Genomic DNA, 13,579 nt, shown 5'->3' on the forward strand with positions numbered 1-13,579 from the left:
CTGGTCAAGCCGCTGCGGAAACGATAGTTGTTAGCGCAAACATATCCTGACTGGAGACCGGCGAGATGATCCTGTGTTGCGGCGAGGCCCTGATCGACATGCTGCCCCGGCAATCCGAGAGCGGCGAGGCCGTCTTTGCCCCCTATCCCGGCGGCGCGGTCTTCAACACCAGCGTGGCGCTTGGCCGGTTGGGCGTGCCGGTCGGCCTGCTGACAGGGCTGTCGCGCGACCTCTTTGGCCAGCGGCTGGAGCGGTCCCTGCAAGCCAGCCATGTCGGGCATGACCTCGCGATCCGCAGCGACCGGCCCACCACGCTGGCCTTCGTGACGCTCAAGGACGGCCAGGCGCAATATGCCTTCTATGACGAGAACACCGCCGGACGGATGCTTGCGCCCGAGGACATGCCGGGGCGGCTGGAGGGTGTCTCGGCGCTGTTTTTCGGGGGCATTTCCCTGGCGGTGGAACCCTGCGCGGAAGGCTATGCCGCGCTTTGCCTGCGCGAGGCGGCGACGCGGCCCGTCATGCTCGACCCCAATATCCGCCCCGGCTTCATCAAGGACGAGGCGCGCTACCGCGAGCGGCTGAACGGCATGCTGGCGGTGGCCGATATCGTCAAGCTGTCGGATGAGGATCTTGTGTGGCTTGAGGGGGACGGCGACCTGCCCGACCTCGCCTCAAAGGTGCTGGCGCGCGGGCCGAAACTGCTCTGCCTGACGGAAGGGGCCAGCGGCGTGACGGGCTACACGGGCACCGGGTCGGTCTTTGTCGAGGCACAAAAGGCGCAGGTGGTCGATACCGTCGGCGCGGGCGATACGTTCAACGCGGGCTTCCTCGCGTCGCTGCACGGGGGCGGTGTGCTGACCAAGGCGGCGCTGGCGGATCTGTCCGACGGAGCCCTGCGCGATGCGCTGGCCTTGGGCGCGCGGGCCGCAGCGATCACCGTGAGCCGCGCCGGGGCCAGCCCGCCCTGGGCCGCCGAGTTGCAATGAGGGCGCTTGTCCAGCGGGTGCGCGAGGCCGATGTGCGCGTGGAGGGCGATGTCGTCGGCCAATGCGGCGCGGGCCTCATGATCCTGGTCTGCGCCATGCCGGGCGATGATGAGGCCGTGGCGCAGGCGCTGGCCGCCAAGATCGCCAAGCTGCGCGTCTTCACCGATGAGGCGGGCAAGATGAACCGCTCGCTTCTGGATACCGGCGGCGGGGCCTTGGTGGTCAGCCAGTTCACGCTGGCCGCCGATACATCGCGCGGCAACCGACCGGGCTATTCCCGCGCCGCGCCGCCCGACCTGGCCCGCGCGCTCTACGAGCGTTTCGCGGATGCGATGCGGGGTTTGGGCGTGGCAACCGAGACGGGCCAATTCGGGGCCGATATGCAGGTCTCGCTGGTCAATGACGGCCCGGTCACGATCTGGATCGACACCGAAGATTAGGCCCGCACGCGCGGCAGGCAGGCGGGCACGAGGAAGGTCAGGAACACCACCCGGAAGGTGTGGTGAAAGGCGACGAAGGCGGGGTCGGCCTCCAGCATCACCGAGATCGCGGCCATGGTCTCCAGCCCCCCCGGCGCGTAGGCGATCAGCAGTGTCGTCATCGGCATGTCCAGCGCCCAATACATGGCGAAGGCGGCCAGGACGGTCACGGCAAGCGCCAGCACCGCCAGCGCCGCCGCCGCCCCGAAAGCGCGCACGATCAGGCTTGGCGTTGTGCCCGAGAACCGCGTGCCGATCAGCGTGCCCATGATCGCGAAGCCCGGCACCGAGACCCAGAGCGGCACCAGACCCGGCGTCACGTCGCTGGCATGGCCGAGCGAGGAGACCACGAAGCCGCCAAGCAGGTAGGCCGCGGGCAGGCGCAGCCGCTTGAACCCCCACCCGAGCGCCGCCGAGACCGCCGCGAGACCGGCCAGCGATGTGATGGACAGGATCGGACCGGGCGGCAATCCGATGCTCAGGTCGGCCCCGCTGAGCATGGCGACCGCGAAGGGCACCAGCAGCGTCAGCGCCAGCACCCGCAGCGATTGCACGACGGTGACGATGGCGATATCCGCCCGGCTTTCGGCGGTGAGGGACAGCACGAAGCTCAGATGCCCCGGTGACGCCGCCAGCCGCGCGGTCAGACGGTCGAAGACAAAGACCCGCTCCAGCAGGGCCGCGCCGGGCAGGAAGATCGCGACCATCGCCACGCTCAGCACCACGAGGCTCAATGGCCATGTCGCGGCGGCGCGCAGCATCTCGGGGTTGAGGCCCGCGCCCATGCCGATACCGATGGTCAGAAAGCACAAATCGCGCAGGATATCAGGCACATGCGTGCGCAGCCCCGCGACGCTGGCCAGCGTCACCAGCGCGGCGGGCCCGGTCAGGTAGGGCGCGGGCACGCCCGCCAGATGCGCCAGCACCGCGCCGCCTGCACCGAGCGCGAGGGTCAGAAGGATGGTCGGAACAGGGCCTTGCATGATGCGATCAGCCATACGCGCTTCGCGGGGGAGGGAAAAGACGGCACGGACAGGAAAAAAGGCCCGGTCCTTCGGGGGAAGGACCGGGCAGGCACTGAAGTTTGGGACGGGGGACGGTCAGTGCCGTTCATGCGGCGGGTCGGACGGAAAAGACCCGACCGCAATGGGTGAAAATTGTTTCGTCATAACCATCGACCACCTGGCCATAACAGGCGACCGACGATTGCCCGAGATCGTGGGCAAATGCCGAGGATGCGGTGTTCAGGCTGACCGTGGCGAAGGTCAGGATCGAGCGAACGGTGCGGGACATTGTCTTGGGCTTCCTCGGTCATGCGCAAAATCATGCGCGTTACATGTGTAGGTCGTGTGACGGCACCCGCGGGTTCAAAGGAATTTCGCCTTTTTTCCCGGGTTTTTGCGGGGTGCGGTCAGAAAAAGCCGGTGCCGATCCGTATGGGGAAGGGCACCGGCCAGGCGACGGGTCGGACGGGCGGGAGGCAGGGTCCGATCCGGGGAGAGAGGGGTCAGCGGCGGCTGGCGGCGCGCAGGTTGGCGAGTGCCGCGCGGGCACCCGGACCGGTGCCGATGGCGTGGCGGGTGTGGACGGCATGGGGCGTCAGGTCGGCGAAGGCCGCGCCCTCCCCGGGGCCGGTGAAGAAGGATTTGAGGACGGGCAGAAGGCGGGTCATGGCAGTCTCGCTTATCATCGGATGTGTCTGATGATGGGTCGCGCGCGCCGGGCCGGGGGTTCAAAAAATGACAGCTTTGTCAGGAAATCGGGCGCCGCGCTCAGCAGCCGCCGCGCACCAGGCCCCAGCCGTATTCGGCATCGAAGCCCGAGGGGCCGAGATCGACCGCCGAGCTGCGCATCCGCTCGCGCAGCGCCGCCACGGACAGACCGCCGCCCGCACCCAGGCGTGCGGCCAGCGCGGTGACGATGGGCGCGGCGTAGGAGGTGCCGGAGGCATAGCTGCCGCCCTGCCCGTCGGCGACGTAGAGATCGACACCGGGGGCGGCAAATTCGATGTGGTCACCGAAATTGGCGGCGCGGTAGCGGCGGAAGGCGGCGTCGACGGCGGTGACGGCGATGACATCCGGGTGCGCCGCCGGATAGGCCGCGCGTTCGCGCCCGTCATTGCCGGCAGCCGCGATCATCACCGCGCCACGTGCGGCGGCGAGGGTCAGCACCTCCTCCATCACCGGGTTCTCGGGGCCGGCAAAGGACATGTTGATCAGCCGGACATTGCGCGCCAGCAGGCGGTCGATGGCCGCCGCGATCCGCTCGACATCGGCATCGGTATTGCTGCCCGAGCGGCTGAACGCGGAGATTGCATGCAGGTTGGCCCCGCGCGCGAGGCCACCCAGAACGCCCTCGGGGTCTTCGCCCACCATCAGGGCGGCGACGGCGGTGCCGTGGCTGGCCGTCGGCGCGCGGTCATCGGGGTAGAGCACGCTTTCAGAGGTCACGGTCGCGCCCGCCAGCGCCGGGTGCCCCGCATCGACCGGCCCGTCGATCAGGCCGATGGTCAGGCGGCGGCCAAGCGTGCAGGTGCCGGGATCGGATATTCCCACCATCGAGGCGGCATAGACGCGCGGGCGGCCCTGCGCCAACGCGTAGAGATTGTGCAGGCCGACATGGCTGTCGGGGGCGTTCGCGTCCAGCACGGCCTGCGCCGTGACCTGGTTGAGCGACCCGTTGAAATCGTAGATCGCGATGCGCAGTCCGAGCGCGGGCAGATCGCGGTAGCGCAACAGCGTCGCACCGCCCCCCGTCAGCGCCGCGCGCGAGGCGTCGAACTGGGCGATGGGGCCCGAGACGATATATTCGGGCGCATTGAACCGGACGCGGGCATAGCGGTTGAAGGGATCCGCGACATGGCGGATGGCCGGTTCCGAACCGCCATGGTCCCCTTCCGCGCCCGCCGGGGTTTCCGGGTTGGTCAGATCGTCACCCGGCGTCTCCCCCGGCCCGTCATCGGGGTTGGTCTGCGCCAGCGCCATCTGCGGCACGGCGAGGGCAAGGAACAGCAGGGTCAGGAGACGGGCGATATGCGGCATGGGGGCGATGGCCTTCGACTATGGGTCTATTGCAAATCGTCGACGATCCCGGAATTGGCCAGAATGGGGCGCGCGGTCTCGTCCGAGACCGAGTCTAGCAGGCTTAGCCCGTAGAGGCCAAGGGCCGAGGGGCCTTGCGTGATCTCGACCCCCGCTTGCAGCAGCAGCGCGCGGATCTCCGCCTCACGCGCGTCGGGGGCGAAGGCGATGGTGAAATCGGGGGCATCGCCCGAGGCGAGGGAGAAGCCCTCCTCAGTGGTGGGGGCTTCATCGGTGGCGATGCTGCGCCCGGTCTCCGGCGCATCGCCCGGACCGGGCAGCAGGTTCACCCCGAGCCCCACGGCCAGGATCACGGCGGCGGCGGTCTGCCAGAGGCGCAGGCGGGTCACGGGGACCACGTTGTCATTGGCGGCGGCGGGAGGCGCGGTCACGGGCGTCTCGGCCTCGACATCGCGCATCAGGCGGGCAAGGCCGAAATCTCCGGGGCTGGCGACCTCTTCGGTCTGCATGGTCTGCCGGATGGCCTGCAAGGCGGCCAGATCGGCGCGCAACTCGGCATCGGTTTCCAGCGCGGCCTCGACGGCGGCGCGGTCCGCACCCTCCAGCGTGCCATTGGCGTGGAACGGCAGCAGGGCCTCGATATCGTCACGGGAATAGCTCATCACGCCACCCCCCGCTCGACCCGGCCCGACAGGCAGCGCATCAGGAGTTTCTTGGCGTGAAAGATGCGGGTCTTGATGGTGCCTTCGGGCACGCCCGCGACCTCGGCGATCTCGGCATAGGTCATGTCCTGGTAGAAGGCCAATGTGATGGCCGATCTGTGGTCGTCCTTCAGCGTCCCGATGCAGTGGCGCACATGGTCCGCCTCCTGGCCCGCGGCCAGGCAGGTGACGGCATCGGGGCTGTCATCGACCTGCTCGAAACTGTCATCGGTCAGATCCACGCGGCCGCGCTTGCGCATCACGTCGATGCTCTTGCGGTAGGCTATGCCAAAAATCCAGGTCTGCACTTTGGATCTCCCTTCGAAACGGTCGGCGGAACGCCAGACATCCATAAAGACTTCATGGAGTATGTCGTTCGCCTCGTGCGGATCGTTCAATCTGGAGACGATGAATTTGTAGACGGGCCGTTCCAGCGCACGGTAAAGCGCGGCGAGGGCTTGTCTGTCGCCCCCCGCGATCCGCGTCATCAGGAATTTGTGATCGCTATCCATATGTTAAGGTCCGTCCAAACCCAGGTGCAAAGGTCTAGACGGTTTTCCGGGCTGCGCCAAGTGGGGGAAACCGGACCCGGGGCTTCAGCGCCGCCGCGCCGCCAGACGTTCCCGCATCCGCGCCTTGGCCTCGGGCGTGCCGTCATGCCAGGATCCGAAGAACCGGTCCCAGGGCACATCGAGATTGCCGTAATTGCATTCGAAATAGCGGTGGTGGATCTGGTGGTGGAAATTGCCCAGGTGCAGGCGCTTGCGGTTGCGGAAGAGGACGCCCTCGAACCCGGTATGGGTGGTGATCGCCAGAAGGCCGTAGAACATCAGGTGAAAGATGATGTGCACCGGGTGGCTGGCGATGGCGAAATGAATGAGGACCGAGCCGAAATAGAACAGATGTTCGACCGGGTGCATCGAGAGGCCCGACCACGGGCCGATATCGGTGTTGCGGTGATGCAGCGCGTGGAAGCGATACATCGGCCCCAAGTGCAGGAAGCGGTGCATCCAGTAGAAATAGAAGCTCTCCCAGACCGGGATCAGGAAGAAGATGGCGATGAACCAGATCGGGTTGGTCTGAAACGTGATCGTGGCGGCATACCCGTTCGCCATGGCCCACCACATCAGGCACTCAAAGGCCGACCAGATCGTGACGCCCGAGGCGAGCGTCCAGAAGGCGTTATCGGCAAGCTGACGGTCGAAGGTGAAGACGCGGCCCCGGCGCGGATAGGGGCGCGGGTCGTATTTGAGCGCCGTTCCCTGGCGCGCATAGCTGTGGAACCACAGGTGCAGCAGGCCCGCGACCAGGGTGACGATGATGGCGTTGCGCAGAAAGATCAGCGCGATCCAGCCGGGGGCGGGCTGCGCGGCCTGCGCCAGCGTCGGGCTGGCGAGATAGAGGCTGGCGAAAGAGATCGCGACGATGGCCATGTTGATGGTCAGGAAGAACCAGCTGTCGAGATACCAGCGCAGGGCGGCCACGGGCTGCGGCGGCCAGGACCAGAGCGGCGAGACGCGGATCGGCACCTCTGGCACGTGGTTCCATTCCTGTCTCGTGTCGCTCATGGACCGTCCCTCCCGCGCGTGCAGTTTACGCGCGGGCGGCGTGGCGGCAAGGGCTCAGATATCGGTCAGGGTGCGGATCAGGCGGCGTCTGAGCGGCGGGATCAGGGCAACCATGCGCAGCGCGCCGGTGATCGTCATGCGCGACAGCGCGCCGGTTGCCGTCAGGCGGCGTCGGGCGGCCTCGGTCAGGTCGATGGTGCGCTTGGCGACCGGATGGCGGGCGGCGTGATAGCCCGGGACATCGCCCCCGGCGATGCGGGCGGCGAGGTCGGCGGCATCGGCGATACCGATATTCATGCCGCGCCCGCCGATGGGCGAATGGCAATGCGCGGCATCGCCCGCGAAGGCAACCCGGCCATGGGTATATTGCGCCATCTGCCGGATCGAGAGGGTAAAGCGCCCCGCCCTGTGCATCCGCGTCACGGGCATATCCACCGGCAGGGCCGCCAGCGCGTCGGGCGTGTCGGCGATGATGCGAAAGCGCGCGGCCTCCAGCGGGACGACCACGGCGATGCGGCCCTGGTCCATCAGGAAGCCCTGGAACCAGCCCGGATCGGGCCAGTCCGGCGCCTCGACATCGGCGATGGACCAGTCCTGATCGAGGTCGAAGCCGGGGAAGTCCAGCCTGAGTGCGATGCGGGCCGTGGAGTGGACACCATCGGCGGCGATGACCTGGTCGAAACGGTGGTCCTGCCCGTCGATTTCGGCGATCACTTCCGTCTCGGTTTGGCGCAGGCCGGTCAGCGGGGTGGCGTATTCCACCGCGCCTCCGAGGCGGCGGAAGGTCTCGGCCAGGTGATGCTCGGTGCGGTCCTGCGGCAGGCCGAGGAGCGGCGGGGGCGCGGGCGGATCGGGAAGCGGGATGCGGGCAACGCGGCGCGCATCGCGGTGAAAGAGGATGCCCCGAAAGCGGATCGCCTCCGCCAGGATGGGCGCATCGGTGCCGGAGCGCGCGAAGATCTCCATCGAGGCGGGCAGCAGGCCGACAGCGCGGGAAAAGCCGCTGGCCGTCTCGCGTTTCTCGATCAGGCGCGGGATAATGCCAAGCCGCGCCAGTTCGACGCCCGCCGTCAGGCCGGTCGGTCCCGCCCCCACGATCAGGACGCGCGGATCAGTCCGCGTAGGTCGAGCCCTCTTCATCCAGTATCGCCTTCAGCTCGGCCAGGTGGCGGGTGTCCTGCTCGGGGTAGTCCTCCAGCATCCGCGCGGTTTTCTCGGCCACCTCGTCCGACAGGACGCGCAAAGGCTGGCCGGTTTGCAGCGCGCGGATATAGGTCTCGGCGGCGCGTTCGAAATAGTAGAGGCGGTTGAAGGTCTCGGCCACCGTTGCGCCGATCACCATGACGCCGTGATTGCCCATCACCATGACCTTGTGTTTCGGATCGGAGAAGAGCGCGGCGCAGCGGTTGCCTTCGTCCTCCATCGCCAAGCCGTTGTAATGGTCGTCGATGACGATGCGGTTGTAGAAGGTGGCGCAGTTCTGGTCGATCGGCGGCAGGCGGCTGTCCTGGAGGCAGGCCAGCACGGTGGCGTGGATCGAGTGGACATGCATCGCGCAGCGCGCATGCGGGCAATGCCGGTGGATGCCGCCATGCAGGCCCCAGGCGGTGATGTCGGCATCGGTGCCAATGAGCGCATCGGGATCGTTGGCGTCCATCTCGATCAGGTCGCTGGCGCGGATGCGGGAGAAGTGCATCTGGTTGGGGTTCATCAGGAAGCGGGTGCCATCGTCGCTGATCGCCATCGAGAAATGGTTGGCGACGCCTTCATGCAGATTGAGCCGCGCGGTCCAGCGGAAGGCGGCGGCGAGGTCGATGCGTTCCTGCATATGGGTCATGTTGGGGCGGGCGGTGTCGAGGGACATGGCAGCTCCTTCCTTTTCGTGGGGTTTGCACCAGTCTGATCCGAAACGGCGCGAAAGACCATGCGCGGAGGGGTGAGGCGGGCGCAGAATTTTCCTTCAAAATTCTGGGACCGGAAGAATTTTGAAGGAAAATTCTTCGGCCCCCGTGCGCCCCAATCGGTCAGCTGTCCCAGACCACCGGCATATTGAGCGGCCCGCGGAAGGCCCACCCGCCGAAGCTCGTCTGTTTCGGGTCGGCGGGGCGCAGGCCCTTGAGCCGCTCGAACAGCATCGGCAGGGCGATATCGGCGATCAGGCAGCGCGCGGCCCAGGCCCCGGCACAGAAATGCGGACCGGCGCCGAAGGGAATCGCGGCGCTGCTGTCCTGGGTCACGTCGAAATCGTCGGGGCGGGCGAAGCAATCGGCATCGCGATTGGCCGAGCCGAACATCAGGAACACCCGATCCTCGGGGTGGAAGGTGACGCCGTTCACCACCTCCTCGCGCGCGACCCGGCGCGGCGACATGCCGATGGGCGAGATCCAGCGGGCATATTCCTCGAACGCCTTGAGCCAGGTGACCTTGCCGTCGCGGATCATCCAGCGCTGATCCGGGTTGGTCATCAGCGCCCAGGCGGTGCCCGCGATGGCATCGCGCGGTTCGTTCTGCCCGCCCGAGATCGCCAGCTTGATATTGGCCCGGATCTGGCTGGAGCTGAGCCCCGCCTGCATCATCACCGACAGAAGCGAGCTGTCGGGGTTGGCGCGCAGCGCGGGCATCCGCGCGTCGATATGGTTGTCGATGGAGGTGGTGCAGGCCTTGCAATAGGCCTCGACCTCCAGGTCGCCCGCGTAGTTCGAACAGCCGTCGATAAGCCCCTGGCTGACGCGGTCCATCTCGGGGTAGCTCATGTTGGTGAGGCCGGTCAGCACCTTCAGCGCCTCGGCCGAGACCGGCATCGCGTAATCCGCGACGAGGTCGCATTCGCCGCGCTCCTCCAGCACGTCCAGGATCACCGTGGTGCGGACCTTGAAATGCGCGCGCCAGACATCCTTGACCGTCTTGGGCGAGATCGCGGGGAAGATCGCGCGCCGCTCGGCCATATGCGGATCACCGTCCTTGCGCATCATGTTCTGGCCCATCAGCAGCGTCATCAGCCCGTCGGGCTGCACCGAGGAGAACACATCGACGCGCTTTTCCTGCTCGAAGATGTCGTTTCGCCGGGTCATCAGCGTCGCGCCAAGCTGCGGCACATAGGCGATGGGCGCGGTCTCGCGCATGCGTTTGAGGTCCGGATAGGGATCGGACCAGAAAGCCTCCGGGTCAATTTCATAGATCGGCGCGTCGGACATTCTTCCCCCGATTGACGTCAAACACTGGCCCCGATGAGGGCGTTTCGCGCGCATCCTAGAGGCTTTCGGGTTGACATTGAATCGGTTTTCTCGCCCCTCTCCGGGCTGTCTTTATCCACGCCCAAGCGGACCCGACCTGACCATGCCGAAACTGTTCTTCAACTACTCCACCATGAACGCGGGCAAGTCGACGCTGCTGTTGCAGGCCTCCTACAACTATAACGAGCGGGGGATGCAGACCTATCTGCTGACCGCGAATTTCGATGACCGGGCTGGCAAGGGCCAGATCGCCAGCCGCATCGGCATCTCGGCGCCTGCCGATACCTATGGCGCCTCGACCGACCTTTTCGAGATGATCGAGACGCGGCTCAAGGCGGGGCCCTGCGCCTGCGTGCTGCTGGACGAGGCGCAATGGCTGACCCGCGACCAGGTCTGGCAACTGGCCCGCGCGGTCGATGACCTGGGCGTGCCGGTGATGTGCTACGGGCTGCGCGTCGATTTCCGGGGCGAGTTGTTCCCGGGATCGGCGGCATTGCTGGCGCTGGCCGACGAGATGCGCGAGGTGCGCACGATCTGTCATTGCGGGCGCAAGGCGACGATGGTGATCCGGGTGGATGCAGACGGACACGCGATGCGCGAGGGGGCGCAGGTCGAGGTGGGCGGCAATGACCGTTATGTGTCGCTCTGCCGCAAGCATTTCCGCGAGGAAATCGGGGATCGGGGGCGCTAAAAGGGGTCGAATTGCTTCGCAATCCGACCGGTTGGGGGTCGTTCATTGTGCGCCATTGGTTCAAGCCCAATGGACGACGCCCCCAAACCCCCAGAGTATTTCCACCAAGAAGATGGGACAGTCAGACCGGGTTGAGCAGCGGGTGGCCGTCGCGGAAGGCGATGGCGTTGTCGAGGGCCATATGGCCCATGGCGCTGCGCACCTCCTCGGTGGCGGTGCCGAGATGGGGCAGCAGGGTGACATTGTCCAGCGCGCGCAAGGCCGGGGGGACGTCCGGTTCGAACTCGTAGACATCGAGGCCCGCGCCTGCGATCCGGTGGCTTTGCAGGGCATGGATCAGGGCGGATTCGTCCACCACGTCGCCGCGCGCGATATTGACCAGCACCGCGTGGGGCTGCATCTGGGACAGTTCACGCGCGCCGATCAGGTGATGCGTTTCCGGGCTGGCGGGCACGGCGAGGGCCACGAAATCGCACCTGGCAAGAAGGTCGGGCAGCGGCAGCGCCTCCGCCGGGAAGGGCATATCCTTGGGGCTGCGGCTGCTATGGGCGATCCGCATGCCGAAGCCGAAATGCGCGCGCCTGGCAATGGCCTGCCCGATCCGGCCCATGCCGACGATGCCGAGACGCTTGCCCGTGACGTGCTGGCCCAACATCTGCACCGGGTGCCAGCCGGACCACTTGCCCGCGCGGACCAGCCGTTCCCCCTCGCCTGCGCGGCGCGCGGTCATCAGCAGAAGCGTCATGGCGATATCGGCGGTGGCATCGGTGACGGCGCCCGGCGTGTTGGTGACGGCAATGCCGTGCGCGCGGGCGGCGTCCACGTCGATATGGTTATAGCCGACGCCGAAATTGGCCAGCAGCTTGCAGCGCAGCCCGTCGCCGGTGAAAGCCTCCGCCCCCAGGGCATCGCCGAGCGTGGGCAGGAGGATGTCGGCCTTGTGCAGAGCCTCGATTGTCTCGGCCTGTCCGAGCGGGGTGTTGGTCGCGCGCTCCAGCAGGTCGAATTCGGCGCGGGCGCGGCGCATGACATCGTCGGTCAGGGTGCGGGTGATCAGCAGCTTCAATGCATCCGCCCCCCGGCGGGCACCGGGTGGTCTGGGCCGATCAGCACGATCTCTCCGGTCTCGTCGGGCAGTCCGAGCACAAGGATTTCCGACCGCATCGGGCCGATCTGGCGGGCTGGAAAGTTCACCACCGCCATAACCTGCCGTCCGATCAGCGCCTCGGGCGTGTAATGCGCTGTGATCTGGGCGGAGGATTTGCGCTCGCCGATCTCGCCGCCGAAATCGACCCAGAGCTTGATCGCGGGTTTGCGCGCCTCGGGGAAGGGTTCGGCGCGGGTCACGGTGCCGACGCGGATGTCGACCTTGAGGAAATCGTCGAAACCGATCTCGTCGCTCATGCCTTGAGCTCCCGGCTGCGGCCCGCTGCGGCGGCCACGGTGGCGCGCATCAGCGGCATGAGGCCATCCTCGGCCATCAACACCTCAAGCCCCGCCTGCGTGGTGCCATTGGGGCTGGTCACGTTGATGCGCAACTGTTCGGGGGTGTCGTCGGCGGACTCGGCCAGCGCGCCCGCGCCCGCAACCGTGGCCTTGGCAAGCTGCATCGCCATCTCCTCGGGCAATCCTTCCGCCCGCGCGGCGGCGGCAAGCGCGTCTATCATGTAGAAGACATAGGCCGGACCAGAGCCGGAGACGCCGGTGACCGCGTCGATCTGATCCTCGCTGTCCAGCCGCACCACCTGCCCCACGGCACAGAGCAGCGCCTCGGCGAGGTCGGCATCCGCGGGGCCGGAGGCCGCGTTGCCGATGATCGCGGTGATGCCGCGGCCCACGGCGGCGGGCGTGTTGGGCATGGCGCGGATCACGCGGGTGCCTGCACCGAGGGTTGTCTCGAAGGTGGCAATCGGCGTGCCGGCGGCGACCGAGACGATCAGGCAATCCCCGCCACCAAGCGGTTTCAGCTGCGGCAGCGCCTCACCCATGAATTGCGGTTTGACGGCGACGATCGCGACGGCTGGGTCAACGGGCAGCTCCGTGTTGACATGCATGCCCCTGGCCTTGACCCAGTCGGAGGGGCGCGGGTCGATGACGGTGACGCTGTCAGCCGGGATGCCACGGGCAAGCCAACCCTCCAGCATCGCCTGCCCCATCTTGCCGCAGCCGAGCATCACCAGCCCGCGCGTCTTGATCTGATCGAAACCCATCGCGTCCCCCGTTTTGTCTGCGCATCGGCGCGGAGCCTATGCGCAGGCGGGGGCGGCTGCAATGGGGGGGGGGTCAGGCGCGTCCGTAGGTCTGGGCGATGGCCACCTGCATCGCCTGTTCCGGGGTCTTGTTGCCCCAACAGGCCAGCTGGAAGGCCGGGTAGTAGCGCTCGGCCGCCATGACGGCTGTTTCGACCATGCAGGCGATCTGATCGGGGCTGGCCATCTGTTCACCGGCCAGGACCAGGCCGTAGCGATAGACCATCAGCCGCTGCGCGTGCCAGTAGCTGAAGGCCCCCGCCCAACATTTGTCATTGGTCAGGTTCAGCGTCTCGTAAAGCGCGGGCAGCGTGCCCTCGGGCGGCTCCATGTCGAAGGTGCAGATCATCCGCAGCGTCTCGTCATAGGAGGACCAGGCCAGGGTGACGGAATAGGTGCGCCACTGGCCCTCGATCGCCATGGCGATCTGATCGTCGGCGACGCGGTCGAAATCCCAGTCGTGATGCGTCGCCAGCGTTTCCACGATGTCGATGGGGTGAAGGTCTTCGACCTCCAGATATTGCTCGGAGAGTGACATTGCCCAGGCCTCTTTTTTCTCGTTGGCAGCCTCGGCAGGAGTGTCGGACCCGACAGATCCGCCGCCCCTACTAGAAGCTGGGTCTTGTAC

17 protein-coding genes are annotated in these 13,579 nt (G+C 67.0%); 3 read left to right on the forward strand and 14 right to left on the reverse strand.

Annotation, left to right across the window (positions count from 1 at the left end):
- The first annotated feature begins 65 nt into the window (after positions 1-65).
- Together AC13C7_RS06125 and dtd are read left to right on the forward strand one after the other, a co-directional pair.
- Positions 66-989, forward strand: a complete 924-nt coding sequence (locus AC13C7_RS06125) for a carbohydrate kinase family protein (RefSeq protein WP_482866909.1) — start codon at positions 66-68, stop codon at positions 987-989.
- Positions 986-1,429 carry a D-aminoacyl-tRNA deacylase gene (dtd, locus tag AC13C7_RS06130; RefSeq protein WP_482866910.1) on the forward strand — a complete coding sequence of 148 codons (444 nt, stop codon included), beginning with the start codon at positions 986-988 and terminating at the stop codon, positions 1,427-1,429. Before AC13C7_RS06125 ends, dtd begins: the two co-directional genes overlap by 4 nt.
- Here the strand turns inward: dtd and AC13C7_RS06135 are convergent.
- The 10 genes from AC13C7_RS06135 to AC13C7_RS06180 form a co-directional block, all read right to left on the reverse strand.
- Positions 1,426-2,466: an AbrB family transcriptional regulator gene (locus tag AC13C7_RS06135; RefSeq protein ID WP_482866911.1), complete on the reverse strand. Its 1,041-nt coding sequence runs from the start codon at positions 2,464-2,466 to the stop codon at positions 1,426-1,428. The genes dtd and AC13C7_RS06135 overlap by 4 nt on opposite strands.
- A 112-nt stretch (positions 2,467-2,578) precedes the next feature.
- Positions 2,579-2,761 (reverse strand): hypothetical protein, encoded by a 183-nt coding sequence (locus AC13C7_RS06140; protein ID WP_482866912.1) that lies wholly within the window; start codon positions 2,759-2,761, stop codon positions 2,579-2,581.
- 214 nt (positions 2,762-2,975) lie between these two features.
- Complete coding sequence (locus tag AC13C7_RS06145; RefSeq protein ID WP_172319810.1) at positions 2,976-3,140, reverse strand: hypothetical protein; 165 nt, start codon at positions 3,138-3,140, stop codon at positions 2,976-2,978.
- Between the two features lie 100 nt (positions 3,141-3,240).
- Positions 3,241-4,509: a S8 family serine peptidase gene (locus tag AC13C7_RS06150; protein ID WP_482866913.1), complete on the reverse strand. Its 1,269-nt coding sequence runs from the start codon at positions 4,507-4,509 to the stop codon at positions 3,241-3,243.
- Between the two features lie 26 nt (positions 4,510-4,535).
- Positions 4,536-5,171, reverse strand: coding sequence for a hypothetical protein (locus tag AC13C7_RS06155; RefSeq protein WP_446170052.1), 636 nt, complete (start codon positions 5,169-5,171; stop codon positions 4,536-4,538).
- On the reverse strand, positions 5,171-5,722 hold the full coding sequence (locus tag AC13C7_RS06160) for an RNA polymerase sigma factor (RefSeq protein ID WP_172319807.1): 552 nt from the start codon (positions 5,720-5,722) through the stop codon (positions 5,171-5,173). Before AC13C7_RS06160 ends, AC13C7_RS06155 begins: the two co-directional genes overlap by 1 nt.
- Before the next feature lie 84 nt (positions 5,723-5,806).
- Positions 5,807-6,778: a sterol desaturase family protein gene (locus AC13C7_RS06165; RefSeq protein WP_482866914.1), complete on the reverse strand. Its 972-nt coding sequence runs from the start codon at positions 6,776-6,778 to the stop codon at positions 5,807-5,809.
- 54 nt (positions 6,779-6,832) lie between these two features.
- Entirely contained in the window at positions 6,833-7,918 is a 1,086-nt protein-coding gene (locus AC13C7_RS06170; protein WP_482866915.1) for an FAD-dependent oxidoreductase, read from the reverse strand.
- Positions 7,890-8,642: a class II aldolase and adducin N-terminal domain-containing protein gene (locus tag AC13C7_RS06175; RefSeq protein WP_446120419.1), complete on the reverse strand. Its 753-nt coding sequence runs from the start codon at positions 8,640-8,642 to the stop codon at positions 7,890-7,892. The genes AC13C7_RS06170 and AC13C7_RS06175 overlap by 29 nt, the downstream gene beginning before the upstream one ends.
- A gap of 160 nt (positions 8,643-8,802) precedes the next feature.
- The gene (locus AC13C7_RS06180) at positions 8,803-9,972 is read right to left on the reverse strand and encodes a cytochrome P450 (RefSeq protein ID WP_482866916.1); all 1,170 of its coding nucleotides are present in this window, start codon (positions 9,970-9,972) and stop codon (positions 8,803-8,805) included.
- 142 nt (positions 9,973-10,114) lie between these two features.
- On the opposite strand from AC13C7_RS06180, the gene AC13C7_RS06185 reads away from it, so the two are divergent.
- On the forward strand, positions 10,115-10,702 hold the full coding sequence (locus AC13C7_RS06185) for a thymidine kinase (protein WP_482866917.1): 588 nt from the start codon (positions 10,115-10,117) through the stop codon (positions 10,700-10,702).
- A 121-nt stretch (positions 10,703-10,823) separates the two neighbouring features.
- On the opposite strand, the gene AC13C7_RS06190 is transcribed toward AC13C7_RS06185, so the two are convergent.
- From AC13C7_RS06190 to AC13C7_RS06205, 4 genes are all read right to left on the reverse strand, one after another.
- The gene (locus AC13C7_RS06190) at positions 10,824-11,768 is read right to left on the reverse strand and encodes a 2-hydroxyacid dehydrogenase (RefSeq protein WP_482866918.1); all 945 of its coding nucleotides are present in this window, start codon (positions 11,766-11,768) and stop codon (positions 10,824-10,826) included.
- Positions 11,765-12,106, reverse strand: a complete 342-nt coding sequence (locus AC13C7_RS06195) for a tRNA-binding protein (RefSeq protein WP_482866919.1) — start codon at positions 12,104-12,106, stop codon at positions 11,765-11,767. The genes AC13C7_RS06190 and AC13C7_RS06195 overlap by 4 nt, the downstream gene beginning before the upstream one ends.
- A complete protein-coding gene (proC, locus tag AC13C7_RS06200; RefSeq protein ID WP_482866920.1) occupies positions 12,103-12,912 on the reverse strand; it encodes a pyrroline-5-carboxylate reductase in 810 nt (269 codons plus the stop codon). The genes AC13C7_RS06195 and proC overlap by 4 nt, the downstream gene beginning before the upstream one ends.
- Positions 12,913-12,985: 73 nt before the next feature.
- The gene (locus tag AC13C7_RS06205) at positions 12,986-13,489 is read right to left on the reverse strand and encodes a type III secretion system chaperone family protein (RefSeq protein ID WP_172319798.1); all 504 of its coding nucleotides are present in this window, start codon (positions 13,487-13,489) and stop codon (positions 12,986-12,988) included.
- Between the last annotated feature and the right edge of the window lie 90 nt (positions 13,490-13,579).

The organism is Alterinioella sp. B-7 (genome assembly GCF_056857775.1).

Bases quoted from the DNA above. Each gene is read 5' to 3' on its own strand.
- AC13C7_RS06125 (WP_482866909.1), top strand. From the start codon at position 66: ATGATCCTGTGTTGCGGCGAGGCCCTGATCGACATGCTGCCCCGGCAA.
- dtd (WP_482866910.1), top strand. From the start codon at position 986: ATGAGGGCGCTTGTCCAGCGGGTGCGCGAGGCCGATGTGCGCGTGGAG.
- AC13C7_RS06135 (WP_482866911.1), bottom strand. From the start codon at position 2,466: ATGGCTGATCGCATCATGCAAGGCCCTGTTCCGACCATCCTTCTGACC.
- AC13C7_RS06140 (WP_482866912.1), bottom strand. From the start codon at position 2,761: ATGTCCCGCACCGTTCGCTCGATCCTGACCTTCGCCACGGTCAGCCTG.
- AC13C7_RS06145 (WP_172319810.1), bottom strand. From the start codon at position 3,140: ATGACCCGCCTTCTGCCCGTCCTCAAATCCTTCTTCACCGGCCCCGGG.
- AC13C7_RS06150 (WP_482866913.1), bottom strand. From the start codon at position 4,509: ATGCCGCATATCGCCCGTCTCCTGACCCTGCTGTTCCTTGCCCTCGCC.
- AC13C7_RS06155 (WP_446170052.1), bottom strand. From the start codon at position 5,171: ATGAGCTATTCCCGTGACGATATCGAGGCCCTGCTGCCGTTCCACGCC.
- AC13C7_RS06160 (WP_172319807.1), bottom strand. From the start codon at position 5,722: ATGGATAGCGATCACAAATTCCTGATGACGCGGATCGCGGGGGGCGAC.
- AC13C7_RS06165 (WP_482866914.1), bottom strand. From the start codon at position 6,778: ATGAGCGACACGAGACAGGAATGGAACCACGTGCCAGAGGTGCCGATC.
- AC13C7_RS06170 (WP_482866915.1), bottom strand. From the start codon at position 7,918: ATGAAGAGGGCTCGACCTACGCGGACTGATCCGCGCGTCCTGATCGTG.
- AC13C7_RS06175 (WP_446120419.1), bottom strand. From the start codon at position 8,642: ATGTCCCTCGACACCGCCCGCCCCAACATGACCCATATGCAGGAACGC.
- AC13C7_RS06180 (WP_482866916.1), bottom strand. From the start codon at position 9,972: ATGTCCGACGCGCCGATCTATGAAATTGACCCGGAGGCTTTCTGGTCC.
- AC13C7_RS06185 (WP_482866917.1), top strand. From the start codon at position 10,115: ATGCCGAAACTGTTCTTCAACTACTCCACCATGAACGCGGGCAAGTCG.
- AC13C7_RS06195 (WP_482866919.1), bottom strand. From the start codon at position 12,106: ATGAGCGACGAGATCGGTTTCGACGATTTCCTCAAGGTCGACATCCGC.
- proC (WP_482866920.1), bottom strand. From the start codon at position 12,912: ATGGGTTTCGATCAGATCAAGACGCGCGGGCTGGTGATGCTCGGCTGC.
- AC13C7_RS06205 (WP_172319798.1), bottom strand. From the start codon at position 13,489: ATGTCACTCTCCGAGCAATATCTGGAGGTCGAAGACCTTCACCCCATC.